The 15,832-nt window shown below is 68.8% G+C and carries 9 protein-coding genes; 4 read left to right on the top strand and 5 right to left on the bottom strand.

Annotated elements, in window-relative coordinates:
* Positions 1 to 244: 244 nt before the first annotated feature.
* From EV137_RS38970 to EV137_RS38955, 4 genes are all read right to left on the bottom strand, one after another.
* Positions 245 to 1,453: a lipase family protein gene (locus tag EV137_RS38970; RefSeq protein WP_134133155.1), complete on the bottom strand. Its 1,209-nt coding sequence runs from the start codon at positions 1,451 to 1,453 to the stop codon at positions 245 to 247.
* 78 nt (positions 1,454 to 1,531) lie between these two features.
* Entirely contained in the window at positions 1,532 to 2,878 is a 1,347-nt protein-coding gene (locus EV137_RS38965; RefSeq protein WP_134133153.1) for a four-carbon acid sugar kinase family protein, read from the bottom strand.
* Between the two features lie 148 nt (positions 2,879 to 3,026).
* Entirely contained in the window at positions 3,027 to 4,406 is a 1,380-nt protein-coding gene (locus tag EV137_RS38960; protein ID WP_134133152.1) for a RuBisCO large subunit C-terminal-like domain-containing protein, read from the bottom strand.
* Positions 4,403 to 5,410: a zinc-dependent alcohol dehydrogenase gene (locus EV137_RS38955; RefSeq protein WP_134133151.1), complete on the bottom strand. Its 1,008-nt coding sequence runs from the start codon at positions 5,408 to 5,410 to the stop codon at positions 4,403 to 4,405. Before EV137_RS38955 ends, EV137_RS38960 begins: the two co-directional genes overlap by 4 nt.
* 124 nt (positions 5,411 to 5,534) lie before the next feature.
* Between EV137_RS38955 and EV137_RS38950 the strand changes: the two genes are divergently transcribed.
* Together EV137_RS38950 and EV137_RS38945 are read left to right on the top strand one after the other, a co-directional pair.
* Positions 5,535 to 7,247: a glycoside hydrolase family protein gene (locus EV137_RS38950; protein WP_134133149.1), complete on the top strand. Its 1,713-nt coding sequence runs from the start codon at positions 5,535 to 5,537 to the stop codon at positions 7,245 to 7,247.
* The gene (locus EV137_RS38945) at positions 7,244 to 9,967 is read left to right on the top strand and encodes an alpha-L-rhamnosidase (protein WP_166680143.1); all 2,724 of its coding nucleotides are present in this window, start codon (positions 7,244 to 7,246) and stop codon (positions 9,965 to 9,967) included. The genes EV137_RS38950 and EV137_RS38945 overlap by 4 nt, the downstream gene beginning before the upstream one ends.
* Before the next feature lie 953 nt (positions 9,968 to 10,920).
* On the opposite strand, the gene EV137_RS38935 is transcribed toward EV137_RS38945, so the two are convergent.
* The gene (locus EV137_RS38935; protein ID WP_134133147.1) at positions 10,921 to 11,946 is read right to left on the bottom strand and encodes a LacI family DNA-binding transcriptional regulator; all 1,026 of its coding nucleotides are present in this window, start codon (positions 11,944 to 11,946) and stop codon (positions 10,921 to 10,923) included.
* 179 nt (positions 11,947 to 12,125) lie between these two features.
* Here EV137_RS38935 and EV137_RS38930 point away from each other — a divergent pair, with 179 nt between their 5' ends.
* Positions 12,126 to 14,576, top strand: a complete 2,451-nt coding sequence (locus tag EV137_RS38930; RefSeq protein WP_134133145.1) for a pectinesterase family protein — start codon at positions 12,126 to 12,128, stop codon at positions 14,574 to 14,576.
* 6 nt (positions 14,577 to 14,582) lie between these two features.
* The gene (locus tag EV137_RS38925; RefSeq protein ID WP_134133144.1) at positions 14,583 to 15,824 is read left to right on the top strand and encodes a hypothetical protein; all 1,242 of its coding nucleotides are present in this window, start codon (positions 14,583 to 14,585) and stop codon (positions 15,822 to 15,824) included.
* Positions 15,825 to 15,832: the final 8 nt, after the last annotated feature.

The following is a 15,832-nucleotide window of genomic DNA, read 5'->3' as shown; positions in this document are numbered from 1 at the left end:
TTTCCCACCAAGGGATCGACGGCCGGCCATTCGGTCAGGGCGACCTGGTTGTTCTCGATTGTGTAGGCCTGGAAGCACAGCGAATTCGAGTGGTTGGCCGATTCGCTCGTGGAGGCTGTCCACCACGTGTGCGAGATGGCGCGGATGTGCGCAACTGCTCGGCCGTCCGGGCAACATACCCGCGCCGAAACCCTAGGGACGCTTGGGTCAGCGACGAATCACCGGCATGCCCAGGTCGGAAGTGTCAGCAGGTGGTTTGCAGGGGCCGCTCTGCGAAGCGGTCGGCCAGCCAGGAGACCGCGCCGGGCAGGCCGGTGGTTTCGCCGGTGATGTGGTCTCCGGGGACGACGGAGAAGACCATGGGCGTGCCTTTGGCGCACCAGGCTTGGTTGAGCGCGCGTGCCTGGCCGATGGGAACGATTTCGTCCAGGGCTGCGTGGTACTGAAAGACCGGCACGGCGGGAGCGGGCCGGGTGCTCAGGTTGTTCTCCGCGTACACAGAGGCGACGTCGGGCCGGGCGTTGAACTGCTGGATTGTCTGGCCGGTGGAGTAGTCGCTGAACCTCTTCAACGGGAAGCTGGCCAGCGTCTGCACGACGCACTGGGCCTTCACCGACGCCACGGTGGCCCTGCCCTCAACGCTGAGAGCCTCGTCCAGTGGGAACCGACCGGGATAGGCCTGCTGCAGGCCGATCAGCGCGTACAGCTGCAGACCTTCGCCGATGAGGCTGCCGTCCAGAGACTCGGCGACGTTTCGGACGTCGGCCGGCACGCCACCCGATACGTCGGTGACGAGGTTGAGCTCGGGCGCGTAGGAAGGGGCCAGCGACGCCGCCCAGCTCGACGCGCCGCCGCCTTGCGAGTAGCCCATCGTGGCCCAGCGGGTCGCCGCCGAGATGCCCGTTCCCGGGACGGAGGCAGCCGCACGGGCCATGTCGAGCACCGTGTGTGCCTCGGAGACTCCCGCGACATAGGTCGGAGTGGAGCCGGCGGTGTAGCCCTCGTAGTCGCTGACCACGACACCCCAACCGTTCGCCAACAGGAGCTCGACCGGTTCGAGTTCCTGCTCGGTCGTGGCGACGAACTGCTTCGACGGCGCGCACTGCTGACCCAGGCCCTGGGTACCGACCGCGAGGTTCACCCAGGGCCGCGAGCCACGTCCCAGCCACGGCAGCGTTGGTGTGAAGACCGTGCCGGTCACCGCGATATCCGCGTTCTGCGCGTCGCGCGAGTGGTACATGATCGTCGTGGCCTTCGCCGTGAGCGCGGTCGCGAGGACTGTCGCGGGCCGAGTACGGATCAGCGTGCCGGGGCGACCAGCGGGTAGCGGCGACGGCGCCTGGTAGAAATCACCAGGGGCTGAAGTCGCTGCGGGCGCGGCCGACGCCGTCATCGGCCCGGCCACCGCCAGGAGGGCCAGGCCGAGCAGGCTGGCGAAAACAGGACGACGCACCACAGGACCTCATCTCATCTGGCGTGCCGATGATTCGGCGCCGCCCCCGTGCAGACCCGATCGAGTCAACACGCAGCATTATGCACTCGTCACCGACCGTTGCTGGAATTCCGTGAAGAGCGTGACGGGGCCGAGCTGGCCGGGTTTCAGGAGGACTTCGTCGAAGTACGGCGAGGTTGCGTGGCAGAGGTGCACGCCGGGGCAGAGGGATCGCGCCAGCTCCAACGCGGTGACGTCCAGCTGGTGCAGTACCTGACCTGACGTGTCGCCGCCGGCTACTACGACGCGGCGTACGGCGGCCTTCCGGACCACGTCGGCAAGGCCGGCTGGTACCAGCGAGAGCTTGTCCGGTGACAGCTCGTTCGTATGCACGACAACGCCATCGGCTCCTGCTGCGATGGCGGCGACTGCCTTCCGCGGTACGTCGTCGGCGAACGGCAGCACGATCCACCCAGCCGATCGTGCGTGCTCGATCTGCTCGGCGGTACGGCGCGACTGACTGCCCGACACCACCAACACCGGCCCACCCGCACCAGACGTACCCGAGCCAACAGCCCCACCGCCGGGCCGAAGCGCCAACCCCAACGCCCGAGACATCCCACCCGACCCGATCACAAACCTGACCTCACCCGCGGTCCCGTCCCGCAGAATCACCCTCCCGAGCCTGTGTAGATCCTCGTCAGTCAACGCATCCAGCACCACCGCCCCAACTCCACCGGGCACAACAGGAGACTGGGCGGTGGGGTGGAGAGCGGGGCCGGTGGAGGACTGGGGCGTGGAGGACTGGGGCGTGGAGGACTGGGAGGTGGATCGGGTGGACTGTCTCGGGCGTCGGGGGTTGGTGAGGTTTGTGTAGGTGGTGGGGAGGTTGGTGTAGGTGGTCAGGTGGAGGGCGGTTAGGGGGAGGGTGGTTTGGTGGGACAGGTGGTGGCGGAGGTCGGATTCGTGCATGGGGGTGGCGGGATGGGTGGACATGGTGGGTTGGCGGTCGAGGCGGTAGATGGTGCCGGCTTCGGCGGCGAAGTGGTGGCTGAAGACGGTGTAGCGACCCAGCTCCGGTTGAGCGATGAGGATGGGGACGACAGCAGGGCCGCAGACCTCGCGCCCGATCTCCAGCGCGCGTCCGATACTGCCGCGGGTGGGGGAGGAGTCCGCGGTCGAGCACACCTTGTACTGCAGCACGCGCGGCCCAAGATCCCGCAACGCCTCCAGCACCGGCCGCAGCTCGGCCTCCTGCTCATCGGGCGGCAGCGATCGCGCGATCCCGGCAACGCCGATCACGTCGTACCGCTCAGCCAGCTCCCGCAACTCAGATGCCGACGGCAACCTCACGAGGAGCACCGCCCGCAACCCGACCCGCGCGAACTGCACCATCGCATCCGTCGACCCAGTGAAGTCGTCCCCGTAGAACGCCGCCTCAACCATGCCTACTCCCGCTCATGCCTACTCTCACTCGCATAGTCCCCCTCATGCCTACTCCCGTTCATGCCTACTCCCGTTCATGCCTACTCCCGCTCATGCGTACTCCCGCTCATGCCGACGCCCCACCCCCGTGATCTGCGCCTGGCCATGTCTAGGCCGGCCCATGACCGCTGCCGGTGTACGGCGAGCCGAACTTGTTTAGTGCTTCTTGTAGTTCGGGGACCTGTTTGGCGGCTGTGGTCAGGTCGGTGCCGGAGGTTGCTGCGGACCAGGCGGCGCGCATTGCGGTGACGCCTGCGCTTGGGCCGCTCGGGTGGCCGTGGATGCCGCCGCCGGCCAGTACCAGGAGATCAGTTGTGTTGGTGCGACGGTACGTCTCCGAAGCCAGCCCAGGCGTCTGACCGGAGGAGAGGACGGGCAGGGTTTCATACCCTCCCAGGAGTGGTGTGCGGACGGCGGTGATGGAGCGCAGGACCTCCTCGTCGGTTTCGTAGAACTTGTTGGACAGGCCGTTGGTGTGCAGGTGATCCGCGCCCGCCAGGCGAGCGAGTTTGGACCAGGCGACGTAGTCGATGCCGAGCTGCGGCGCTCGGGTGTAGACACCGGTCATCGCGCGATGTCCGTGGATGGGCAGGGCGCAGCGTTCGCGCAGCCAGGCGAGGCCGCTGAAGCCGACGAGGTTCACGCACACCATCACGCAGGTGCCGCCGGCCGCGTGAACCAGGTCGTGGTTGGCGGCCATGCGGTCGAGATCGTCGGTGATGTTGAACGCGTACATGGGACGCCGGCCGGTACGGGCGGCGACCTTGTCGAGCTCCTCGGTGACGACCGCGATCCGGTCGGCGAGCGGTGAATGGGGCGGGTTGCCCATGAGTTCGTCGTCCTTGATGAAGTCGATGCCCGCCTCGGCGAGCTCGCGGACGACGAGCCGCAGTTCTTCGGGTGGCAGCCCGATACTCGGTTTCACGATCGTGCCCAGCAGGACGCCGTCCGGCCGGTCGAGCAGTTCGCGAGTCCCGCGGAGGCCGTACTGCGGGCCGGGATAGCGCTCGGCGAACGGCGCCGGCAGGTCGAGGTCGAGAAGCCGGATGCCGGCGAGTTGCCTGAGCTCGAACAGGTTGCCGGCCACCGCGGCGAGCAGATTGGGCAACGACGGCCCGAAGTTGTCCAGTCCGAACGCGATCCGCACCCGAGCGCTCCGCTTCCCGTCATCCCGCGAGGCGTCGTGGGTGTTGGTGCCCGGCAAGTCCGGGCTGCCGGTGGGCACCCGCGGCCGGGTTGTGCCCGGCAGGTCCGGGTTGCCGGTCGGCACCCGCGAGCGGGTGGTGCCTGGCAGGTCCGGGTTGCCGGTGGGCGGGAGTTCGTCGACGGACAGGACGCGGGCGGCGAAACGTTCGCGGAGCTCGGGTGTCTCCCTGGCGACAGCCGTGAACGTGCCCGTCGACTGTTCGCCGGCGATGGCTTCGGCGGCCTGTTCCAGCGGTAGGTAGGTCTCGACCAGATACGTGGCAACGACCTCTCCGGCGCTCATCGGGTCGGATCGATCTGTGTCTTGAGGTGCGCTGCCCCACCGTCGATCGCCAACAGGGTCTGCGGGGTTCGGTCGAGTGGAACCACGTCGGAGATGTACGGACGTACGTCGAGACTCCGCGTGTTGACGAGCCGCGCCGCCGCCGCGAAATCGGAAGGTGTGTAGATCGTCGACCCCTGCACTGTGACCTCCTTGAGAACCACCGGATTCAGATCGACCGTCAACGCGCCGCCGAACATCGGCAGCAGCACCACCTGCCCGCGCGGTCGGCACAACGCCAGAGCCTCCGCGAGACAGCTCGGATGCCCGGACGCCACCACGACCACATCGAACCCGTCCCCGCCGCTCACCTCGATCCCGAGCGGCACAAGGTCCGACGAGCGCGGATCAACCACGGTCTCAACGCCTTGTGACACGAGGAACTCACGGTTGTGCCGCTGGATGTCGCTCACCAACACGGTCCGCGCGCCACGGTGCCGACTCAGCGCCGCCGCGAGGCTTCCGATCGCCCCACCACCGAGGACGGCGACGGCATCTCCGGCGCGCACCGCCGACGTGGAACGCCAGGCCACCGCGACCGGCTCGATCATCGCGCCCTCGCCGTACCCGATCTCGTCGTTCAACGACACGAGCACCCGGCCGGGCGCAACGAAGTACTCGCTCAGCATCCCCGGCCAGCCCAGCCCGGGGACCCGTTTGTGTTTGCAGAGATGCGGATGACCTGCCTCGCACCGCGTGCACTCCCAGCAGGACAACGCCGGCAGCACGGCGACCCGATCGCCTGCACGGAAGCGTGGATCGCCCGACGACACGACCTCGCCGGCGCCCTCGTGCCCCAGCACCACAGGCGGTTTGCGGAACGGATGGTGTCCGCTCCAGGTATGCAGATCGGAGCCGCACAGCCCGACCGCACGCATCCTGAGCAGCACGTCGTCACCCATCTCCGGATCCGGGACGTCGGTCACCGAAACCTGCCGTGGCGCCTCCAGAACGGCTGCTCGCATCAGGCCTCTCCTTTGCTCGAGGTCCGACCAGTCTCCGCCAGTAAACCTCAAGAAAACAAGGCGGATCGGCCAGCCTGTGGATAGCCGGTTGACTTCGCGGGCGGAGGAGGCAAAGGTTTACCTCATGGCGACGATCCCTGCGACTCTGCTGCTCGAGGACCGGGCCGCGCTGGCGATGAACGCGGTGACCGGCCTGGCCGACGACGACCTGGACGGCATCCCGTTCTTCAGCGCGAACCTGCTCGCCCGTCCTGCCCGCATGGACCACGGCGACTGGGACTACGGCTCCAGTCACGGACGGCTCACCGACGCGATCCTGCTGACCCGCCAGATGACCGGCGGCAAGGGCTGGGACCCGCGCTGGGACACGATCGCCGACCGCTACCGGCAGCGGCTGTTCGCACTGCTCGCCGACGACGGTCTCACCTACCGCCAGGCGCACCCCAAAGGCCATTGGCTGCCGAATGCGAACCTGATCGACCAGCGCGCCACTCTGCTCGCCATGACGACCGCAGTGGTCGCTGCCGACGATCCACAGGCGCAGCGGGCCGCGGACCGCCAGGTGGCGGCGCTGAAGCGGATCGCGATCAAGGAGCGCGACGTCTGGTTCTACCCGGCGTCGGAGTACACGAAGGACGGCTGGCCGTCGTCGAACGCGATCGACCTGCATCTCGCGCCCGACCCGGCCTCGTTCTCCGGCCGCCTGATCATGCCGCTGCTGCGCTACCACCAGGCGACCGGCAACACCGACGCGCTGGAGCTGTGCGAGTGGTTCGCCCGGCTGATCGTCGAGAAGAGCGGTGTCTTCAACGCGGACGGGAGCTTCAACCCGGCCCGTGCGTACCGCAGTGGCCACTTCCACACGCGGGTCGGGACCCTGGAAGGCCTTGCTCGACTGGCCAGGCACACCGGTGACCACGGGCTGACCGAGTTCGTGCGCCGCAGTTACGACTGGGTGCTGGGCGAGGCCACCCGGTTCGGCTGGACGCCAGGTGACCTTGCCGACCAGCAGTACGAGCATGAGACCTGTTCGCTCGTCGACCTCATCGGTCTGGGTACGACGCTGGCCGGCAACGGCCTCACGGAGTACTGGGCGGTCGTCGAGCGCTTCGTCCGCAACCACCTGGCCGCGTCGCAGCTGCAGGACGTCAGCTGGGTGGAGTCCGCGCCGGACCGCTCGCAGGACGAGCCCGGCTGGCGGACGCACGTCGACGTGGGCGAGCGCGTCCTCGGCGCCTTCTGTGGGTACGGCGCTCCGAACGACTACGTGTCCGACGTACCGCTGGGGCGTGGCCACACCAACGACGTCCAGGCATGCTGTGTCGGCTCAGGCGTCCGAGGACTGTTCTGGGCGTGGAACAGCATCGTCACCGGTGACCACCGGCTGACCCGAGTCAACCTGCTGCTCACGCGCGGCCATCATGCGGTCGACGTGATCAGCCACCTGCCGGTCGAGGGCAAGGTCGAGCTGCACGTCAACGAGCCCATGGACGAGCTCCGGGTGCGCATCCCCGACTGGGCCGGGTACGCGCGGCTGAGGCTGCAGCGCGGAGACGAAGAGCGGACCGGCGCCGAGCGGATCTGGGCGCCCGACGGATACCTGTCGATTCCGAAGCCGCAGCCGGGGGAGCGCATCACCGTGACGTTCCCGATGGTCGAGCAGACCACCACAGAGTTTGCGGCCGGCAACGAGTTCCGGACCACCTGGCGCGGCGACGACGTGATCGCGATCGACCCGCCGGGCACGTCCCGACCGATGTACGGCGACCGCCCGGAACACGCCGGCGGCCTCCGTGAGTACGAGCTCCACCGACCCGAGACGGAGTGGTCCTGGTGACAACGACCTGGGTGCTGTCCGAGGTGCCGAGTGCGACCGGCCTGACTGGGCTGACGGCGTACGACCTGCGCTGTGAGCACCGTGTCGATCCGCTCGGGATCGGTACGGCGCGGCCGCGGCTGAGCTGGCGGTTGACGTCGCCGACCCGTGGCGATCGGCAGGACGCGTTCCGCGTGCAGGTGCTGCGCGATGGCGTACAGGTGTGGGACAGCGGATGGCGGAGCGAGCGGGAGACGTACGTCGACCACGGTGGTGCTCCGTTGACATCGCAGACCGACTACGTCTGGCGGCTCTCGGTGCGGGATGCGGCCGGACAGGTTTCGTCTGCGGAGTCGACCTTTGCGACGGGTCTCTTCCACGAGGACGAGTGGGAAGCACACTGGATCGAGCACGACTACGAGACCGATCCGTACTTCGAGCCGCCCGTCGACCGCGCGGAGCCGCGGACGGTGCGGCAGGCAACCATCGCGCCGCCACGTTACTACCGGCGCTCGTTCGAGCTGACCCAACCAGTCACCAGGGCACGGGTCTATGCGACTGCCCACGGTCTCTACCAGTTCAGCGCCAACGGTCAGAGGGTCGGGAACGACGAGCTGACACCGGGCTGGACCGACTACCGCAAGCGCGTGGCCTACCAGACGTACGACGCGACCGAGCTGCTGCACGAGGGCGAGAACGTCATCGGCGCCGTCCTCGGCGAGGGCTGGTGGTCCGGGTACGTCGGGTGGGATACACGAAGCCACGCGCACCACTACGGCAAGAAGCCGCAGCTACTCGCGCAACTCGTCGTCGACCACCCGGACGGTTCGCGGACCGTGGTCGCGACCGACGGCCGCTGGGTCGAACGCGTCGGGCCGATCAGGTTCGCCGATCTGCTGATGGGCGAGTCGTACGACGCCAGGCTCGAGCTCGGTGACTGGAGCAGCCCGGGGTACGACGCGAGCGAGTGGGCGCCGGCGGGCGATCTCGGTGGTGACGTGTCGACGCTGATCGCGGTGACGACCGACCCGGTGCGGGTGACCGAGGACGTCGCGGCGACCGCGGTGACCGCGCTCGAACCCGGACGCTTCATCGTCGACCTCGGGCAGAACCTCGCCGGTCGCGTCCGGTTGCGGGTGCGTGGCGCCCAGGCCGGGGACCGGATCCGGCTGCGGCACGGCGAGATGCTGCAGGCGGACGGCGAGTTGTACACCGCCAACCTGCGCACGGCCGACGCCACGGACTACTTCGTCAGCGCCGGCGGGGACGAGGAGTTCTTCGAGCCGATCTTCACCGTGCACGGCTTCCGGTACGTCGAGGTCGACGGCTATCCGGGTGAGCTGACCGCGGAGGACGTGACCGGGCGGGTGCTGCATTCGGACACGCCGGTCGCGGGACGGTTCGAGTGTTCGGATCCGGGCGTCAACCAGTTGCTCAGCAACATCCGGTGGGGGCAGCGAGGCAACTTCGTCAGCGTTCCGACGGACTGCCCGCAGCGCGACGAACGGCTCGGGTGGACGGCGGACGCACAGATCTTCCTGCCCACAGCGGCGTACCAGGCCGACGTACTGACGTTCTTCGAGAACTGGTTCGCGGATCTCGCGGTCGCACAGACCGATGAGGGCGCGATCCCGGACGTGATCCCACACGTGATCACCGGTCGGCACGGTACGCCGGCGTGGGCCGACGCGGCGACGATCGTGCCGTGGACGTTGTACCGGATCTATGGCGACGAGCGCGTACTGCGGACCGCGTGGCCGGTGATGCGGCGCTGGGTCGACTACGTGCACCGCGCCAACCCCGACCTGATCTGGCGGAACCGGACGAGCGGTCACTACGGCGACTGGCTCCAGTTCGGCGTACAGACCGATCGAGATGTCCTCGCGACCGCGTACTTCGCGCGGAGCGTGGAGTTCACGGCGGCGGCCGCTCGGGTGCTCGAATTGGCGGACGAGGCAGCGGCGTACGGCGAATTGCGGGACAAGATCGCGGCGGCGTTCGTGGCGGAGTTCGTCGATGCCGAGGGCAAGGTTCGCGGGGAGACCCAGACCGGGTACCTGTTGCCGTTGGCGTTCGGGTTGCTGCCCGAGCAGGCGGAGCAGGCGGTGGTGAAGCATCTGGTCGCGGATCTCGAGTCGCGCGGGCGATCGCTGACGACCGGGTTCGCCGGGGTCGCGTTGCTGTGCCCGATCCTGACGAAGTACGGGTACGCCGAGTTGGCGTACGACCTGCTGCACGACGACCGGTATCCGTCCTGGGGGTACTCGATCAAGCACGGCGCGACGACGATCTGGGAGCGCTGGGACGGGTGGACGGAGGAGAACGGATTCGGGCCGGTCGCGATGAACTCGTTCAACCACTACTCGCTCGGCTCGGTCGGTGAATGGCTGTACGGCGATGTCGCCGGTATCAGCCAGTCGCCCGAGTCCATCGGCTTCCGCGACCTCGTCATCAAACCCCGCCCCGGCGGCCGCCTGAACTGGGCCGAAGCGTCGTACGACACCCCCACCGGCCGAGTCACCACCCGCTGGCAACAGTCCGACGGCACCCTCACCCTCGACGTAACCGTCCCACCCGGCGCCGACGCCACCATCCACATCCCCACCACAAACCCGGAAGCCACCAAGGAGTCCGGCCACCCCCTGACCCAGGCGAAGGACGTCACCGTCCTCGACTCCACCCCCGACACCACCATCTGCCGCACAGGATCAGGCACCTACCACTTCACCACCCCCGCCTAACCCCGCCCACCCCGCCCACCCCGCCCACCCCGCCTAACCTCGCCCACCCCGCCTAACCTCGCCCACCCCCGCCCCCCAACACTCACCACCCCCCGGCCGCCGCACTCCCCGCCCCCGGTCGCAGGATGGTGCCGTCGACTGCGCCGCCACACCCCACCCGCCCCCACCCGCGCACCCGCCCCACCCGCGCATCCGCCCCCACTCGCGGTCGGCGCCCGCGTCAGCGGCTGCCGTTGCCGCTAGCCGTGTTGCGCCGGTTCGTGCGGATAGCGGGTTGTTTCACCGATGCCGCCATACAACCCGCCAGCGGTGAAACAACCTGGCACCCGGCAGCACAACGCGCCCGACAACTCCCGCGGGGATGTCCCCGGGTGTTGGGGGTTCTCCCCTCGCATACCAACGGGAGAAGGCACAACACCGACGGATATCCACCCATATGCGGGTCTCAAGCCGTGCTCGAGCGGGGCGTGCGGTGGTGCGTGCGTGCGGTGGGGTGGGCGGCGGGTGGTGGTGTGTGTGGTGGTGGTGCGTGCGTCCGGTGGGGCGTGCGGAGGTGGTGCGTGCGGTGGTGCGTGCATGCGGTGGGTGGGGCGTCCTGTGGTGCGTGCGGTGGGGTTGGGGCGTGCGGAGGTGGTGCGTGCGGTGGTGCGTGCGTCCGTCCGGTGGGGTGGGGCGGGTGCCGGTGCGTGCATGCGGTGGGTGGGGCGGGTGCTGGTGCGTGCGATGGGGTGGGGCGTGCTGTGGTGCGTGCGGTGGGGTGGGCGTGCGGAGGTGGTACGTGCGGTGGTGCGTGCATGCGGTGGGTGGGGCGGGTGCTGGTGCGTGCGATGGGGTGGGGCGTGCTGTGGTGCGTGCGGAGGTGGTACGTGCGGTCGTACGTGCGGTGGTACGTGCGGTGGTGCGTGGGGTGGGGCGGGTGGGTTGTATGTGCGGTGGGGTTGGGGCGGGTGCGGTTAGCGGTGGGGGCGGTGGGGTGGGGGTGCGGTGGAGGAGCGGATCACCAGTTCGCCTTGGAGGTGGGTGGTGGCGGTGGTTACTCGGGGGGTGAAGCGTTCCCAGGCTTGGCGGCCCAGTTCGATGGTGGAGACGGCGTACGTCGTGAGGCCGGGGTCGGTGTGGGCGCTCATTGGGGCGTTGTCGATACCGGCGACGGAGATGTCGCCGGGGACGGAGAGACCGAGTTCGCGCAGGCGGCTGAGGACGCCGACGGCGACGTGGTCGTTGAAGCAGATCATCGCGGTCGGCTTGTACGTGAGCGCCTCGTCCACCGCGGCCTGTCCGTCGACGAGCGTCGAGCCGCACGGCACCCGGAAGATCGTGAGACCGGACGCCTCCGGTGAGCGGAAACCGCGTTGGCGTTGCTGATCGGACCACGCGGCAGTCGGGCCCTGCAGGTACGCGATCCGCTTGTGCCCGAGTGACGCCAGATGTTCGCAGAGCGCGCGGACGCCGAGGTGGTAGTCGACCACGACCGATCCGACCGCTGAATGCCGCAGTACCCGGTTGATCAGGACGAGCCGGCGTGCAGCCTCGGCGACCTCGCGCAGGCGGGGCGTACTCATCCGGGGCGCGCACAGCAGCAGCCCGTCGACCCAGCGGGCGAGCTCGATCGCGGAGCGGTACTCCTGCTCAGGGTCCTCGTCGGTGCCGGCGACCAGCGTGTGGTGTTCGGTGGCGGCCGCCTCGGAGGCGACACCCTTGAGGATCTCGGCGAAGTACGGGTTTCCGAGGTCCGGTACGACGACGCCGACCGTCCGGCTGCTGCCGCGCAACAGCGTCTGGGCCGCCGGGTTCGGCCGGTAGCCGACGTCCTGGGCGGCGACGCGAACGCGGTCGGCGACCTCCGGCGACACCGGCTTGCCGCCGCTCAGCACCCGCGACACGGTCGCCGTCGAGACCTCGGCCAGCCGCGCCACGTCATGGATCGTGGGGCGGGCCGCGCGGTCCGCAGCGGGCTCAGAGGATCGATACCGTCTCACCGGCCCATTGGACCATGATCCCAGCGCGGATCGCTGCCGGTAGCGTGATGTAAACCTTTTCCCGATTTCCCCGGACAAGCCCTTGACGTCAATGCGCGACACTGCGACGGTAGCCAGGAAAAGGATTACCCGCCCACCGCCCCGGGCTCTGTTGTGGCGGTCCGCGCGAGGAGAACGCCGTGCGAAATCGCCTCTTGAGTCTGTGTCTGGTGATCCTGGCCGGAGCCGGCCTCCTGACAGCGTCAGCCAGTACGGCGGCAAGTACAGCAACAGCCGCGAACCCGGCGACGTACGGACCGTTCGACCCGCGGATCGAGCTCGACGGGCACTGGGGCCGGGACGACGACGTCGCGATCACCGTGAACTCCGGGTCCTCGGTCCGCTTCCGGTTCACCGGCTCGCACCTCGGCGCACTGCTCGACACCGCGTCGATCACCGTCCCGGCCCAGTTGTACGTCGCAATCGACGGCCAGGCGCCCGTACTGCACAAGGCCGACGCGGACCACAAGGTGTTCGCCGACAACCTCGACCCGACGGTCGCGCACACCGCGGAGATCGTGGTCAAGGACGTCGACGAGTACGAGAACCGCTGGAACGTGCCGCTGCAGACCGGCGTCGTCCTGGAGAAGATCGAGCTCGCCCCCGACGCCAAGCTGATCCCGCTGCAGACGACCGCCGAGCACCGCATGGAGTTCTACGGCGACTCGATCACCCAAGGCGTGATGGCGCTCTGCGCCGAGCTCGGGACGGACTGCGCGGACGGCACCAAGGCGTACCCGCACCTGGTCGGCCAGGCGTTCGGCGCGGACACCAACCAGGTCGGCTTCGGCAAGCAGGGCATCATCCAGCAAGGTCACGGCAACGTCGGTACGGCGTCGGAGTCCTTCGGCTGGAACCTTGCGGGCTTCCCGGCTGCACCCTTCGACCCCGGCGCGGTCGTCGTCAACTTCGGCACGAACGACGCGGCGTCGACGAGCGCCGAGTTCACCCCGGCGTACCTGGCCTATCTGCGCAAGATCCGCGCGGCGGACCCACAGGCGCTGATCGTTGCCCTGCGCCCCTTCAACGGCACGCACGCCGACGACATCAAGGCGGCGGTCGCGGCGACGAACGACAGTCGCATCGTGTACGTCGACACGACGGGCTGGCTCGGGCCGGACGACTTCAACGGCAGCACGCACCCGAACGTCCAAGGCCACCAGGTCGCCGCGACCAAACTCACCGCGGTGCTCAAACGTCTGACCGGCTGGTCCACCGGCCCCAGCGGTACGCCGAAACTCGCGCCGCAGGGTCTCGAGGACGCGACGTGCTCGGACACCCCGCTCAGCCTGACGTACCAGGGACCGGTCCGCCTCGGTGTGACCGGCAAGCTGAACATCCACGCGGCGGACGGCGAGGTCGTCGACACGATCAGCCTCGCGGACCTCACGTCGTACCACCGGACGGTCGGCGACGCTCGCACGGACTACGGCGAGCTGCACACGTGGACGTACCAGGCGGTCGTGGTCGACGGGCGGACTGTAAAGGTCTACCCGCACCAGCGGCTCAAAGCCGGCCAGGTGTACTACGTGACAGTCGATCCCGGATTCGTGCAAGGCGACCCAGGGATCACGAAGGCGGACGGCTGGCGGATCCGCACCCGCCTGGATCCGAAATCAGATGCCCAGCTGACCGTCGGACGTGGCAAGGACTTCTGCACGGTGCAGGCAGCGATCGACTTCGTCGGCGAGGGGCACCAGGCGACGATCGACGTCGCCCCCGGTCTCTACCGTGAGCTCGTCTGGGTGCCGCCGACCAAACCCGGTCTCACGATCCGCGGTGCGGGCGCCGGCCGGACCGTGATCGGCTACCCGAACAACAACCTGCTCAACGGCGACTCCGCGATGGGGAACGTCCCGGTCGAGCAGTCGTACTGCCAGCGCCGCTTCATCCCGCAGTCGGATCGCTTCAACTGCTGGCGGTCCGCGATGGGCGTGTTCGCCGACGACTTCACGATGACGGACGTGACCGTGCAGAACCTCACGCCGTACCGCGGGTCGCAGGCCGAGGCGTTCTTCGGGAACGGGAGCCGGATCGTGCTGGCGCGGGTTCGCATCCTCGGGTACCAGGACAGTCTCCGCCTGCAAGGACAGGCGTTCGTGACGAACAGCTACGTCGAGGGTGACGTGGACTTCGTCTGGGGGACCGGCGGCGTGTTCATGCAGGACTCGGAGCTGAGGGCGCTGCACGAGGGTTACTACAACCAGGTCCGCAACATCGACAACGGGCCCGGCAACATCTTCGTGCGGGTGCGGCTGACCCGCGCGCCGGAGGTGGCCGACGACAGCGTGTTCCTGGCGCGGGCCGAGCTCAGCCGGTTCCCGACCAGCCAGGCCGTCTTCATCGACTCCGCGATGGACAGCCACGTGAAGAAGACCGGCTGGCAGATCACCAGCCCCAACGACTGCGCGGCCGCCGGTCAGATCCGGTTCTGGGAGTACCACAGCACCGACCTGACCGGTCAGCCGCTCGACACCAGCACACGACTGGCCTGCTCCCGGCAGCTCGGCGACGAGGAGGCAGCGCAGCTGCGCGACCCGTCGTTCGTGTTCGGCGGATGGCACCCGGTTGTTCCCCGCCTCGAAAGGTGATCCATCATGAAGAACGTCAACCGTCGGGCCATTCTCGGAGGTGCTCTCGCCGTGACAGCCGGCAGTGCGACCGGATGGCCGCTCAACGCTGCCGGCGCGGTCGCGACGGAAGTCCCCGCGGGCGGTGTGCAGCCGCATCCGGCGCCACGGCCGGTCGCGCCGGTGAACGCCGAGATCGCGGCTGCCCACGCGGCGACGTACAAGACGCTGCCGCAGGTCGTCGTCGGGGTGGACGTCGAGGAGCTGATGAAGATCCACACCGCCGCCGACGCGGACGCGCTGCGGCCGCAGCTGGTCGCGCAGGTGTGGAAGGACACCGGCGCGTTGCCGACCGGGTTGCCGACGGTACGGCGGGATGTCGGAGTGCCACCGGAGCTGCCCGAGTTCACCGGCGTACGGCGCTACGACAAGCTCGACGTGGCGATGCCGTTCGGGTACGTCGCCACGGTCTTCGTACTCGAGCCGACGCAGAGCACGCACCGGAGGGTCGCGTTCTACCACAACGGGCACGGTGAGGGCCTGGACACGATGCAGCGCGTCGCACAGGGCCTGCTCGACCACGGGTACACCGTGCTCCTGTTCGCCATGCCGTTCTACCACTGGAACCCGAAGACGCTGCAGGACCCGGCCGACCCCACCAAGCAGCTGCAGCCGTCGCACAACGACCTGCCGCTGTGGGAGTCGGAGACGTACTCGCCGCTCGCGCTGTTCATGGAGCCGCTGGCCGTCGCGATGAACTACGTCCAGGCGACGTACCGCCCGTCCTCCGTGCAGATGATCGGACTGTCCGGCGGCGGCTGGGCGACGAGCGTGTACCCGGCACTCGACACCCGGATCACGCGGTCGTACCCGACGGCCGGCTCGCTGCCGTTCTTCGTCCGGCCGGGGTCGCCGAAGCCGAGCCCGACGCGCGGCGACTGGGAGCAGCGGCTGGACAAGCAACCCGGGTTCTACGGGCTGGCCGACTTCCCGGACTTCTACGCGCTCGCCTCGGTCGGGCCGAACCGGCGGCAGATCCAGATCCTCAACCGCTTCGACGAGTGCTGCTTCAACGGCGTCGGGCACCGGTCGTACGAGGCCGCGGTGCGGCAGCGGATCGCCGTGATCGGGACCGATGCGGTGAGCAACGAATCGAACGGCCACTGGGAGTTGCTGGAGGACGCGACCCACGGCGACCACACGATCAGCCCGTACGCGCTGTCGGTGATCCTGTGGGACCTGGACGTCCACTGCGCCCACCTGCCCTGACGGCGAGG

It is taken from the genome of Kribbella pratensis, from assembly GCF_004366075.1.
Lineage (GTDB): Bacteria > Actinomycetota > Actinomycetes > Propionibacteriales > Kribbellaceae > Kribbella > Kribbella pratensis.
The sequence above is the reverse complement of the archived record's forward strand: the minus strand, read 5'-3'. Positions and strand labels throughout refer to the sequence as shown.

Bases quoted from the DNA above. Each gene is read 5' to 3' on its own strand.
- EV137_RS38925 (WP_134133144.1), top strand. From the start codon at position 14,583: ATGAAGAACGTCAACCGTCGGGCCATTCTCGGAGGTGCTCTCGCCGTG.
- EV137_RS38950 (WP_134133149.1), top strand. From the start codon at position 5,535: ATGGCGACGATCCCTGCGACTCTGCTGCTCGAGGACCGGGCCGCGCTG.
- EV137_RS38955 (WP_134133151.1), bottom strand. From the start codon at position 5,410: ATGCGAGCAGCCGTTCTGGAGGCGCCACGGCAGGTTTCGGTGACCGAC.
- EV137_RS38960 (WP_134133152.1), bottom strand. From the start codon at position 4,406: ATGAGCGCCGGAGAGGTCGTTGCCACGTATCTGGTCGAGACCTACCTA.
- EV137_RS38965 (WP_134133153.1), bottom strand. From the start codon at position 2,878: ATGGTTGAGGCGGCGTTCTACGGGGACGACTTCACTGGGTCGACGGAT.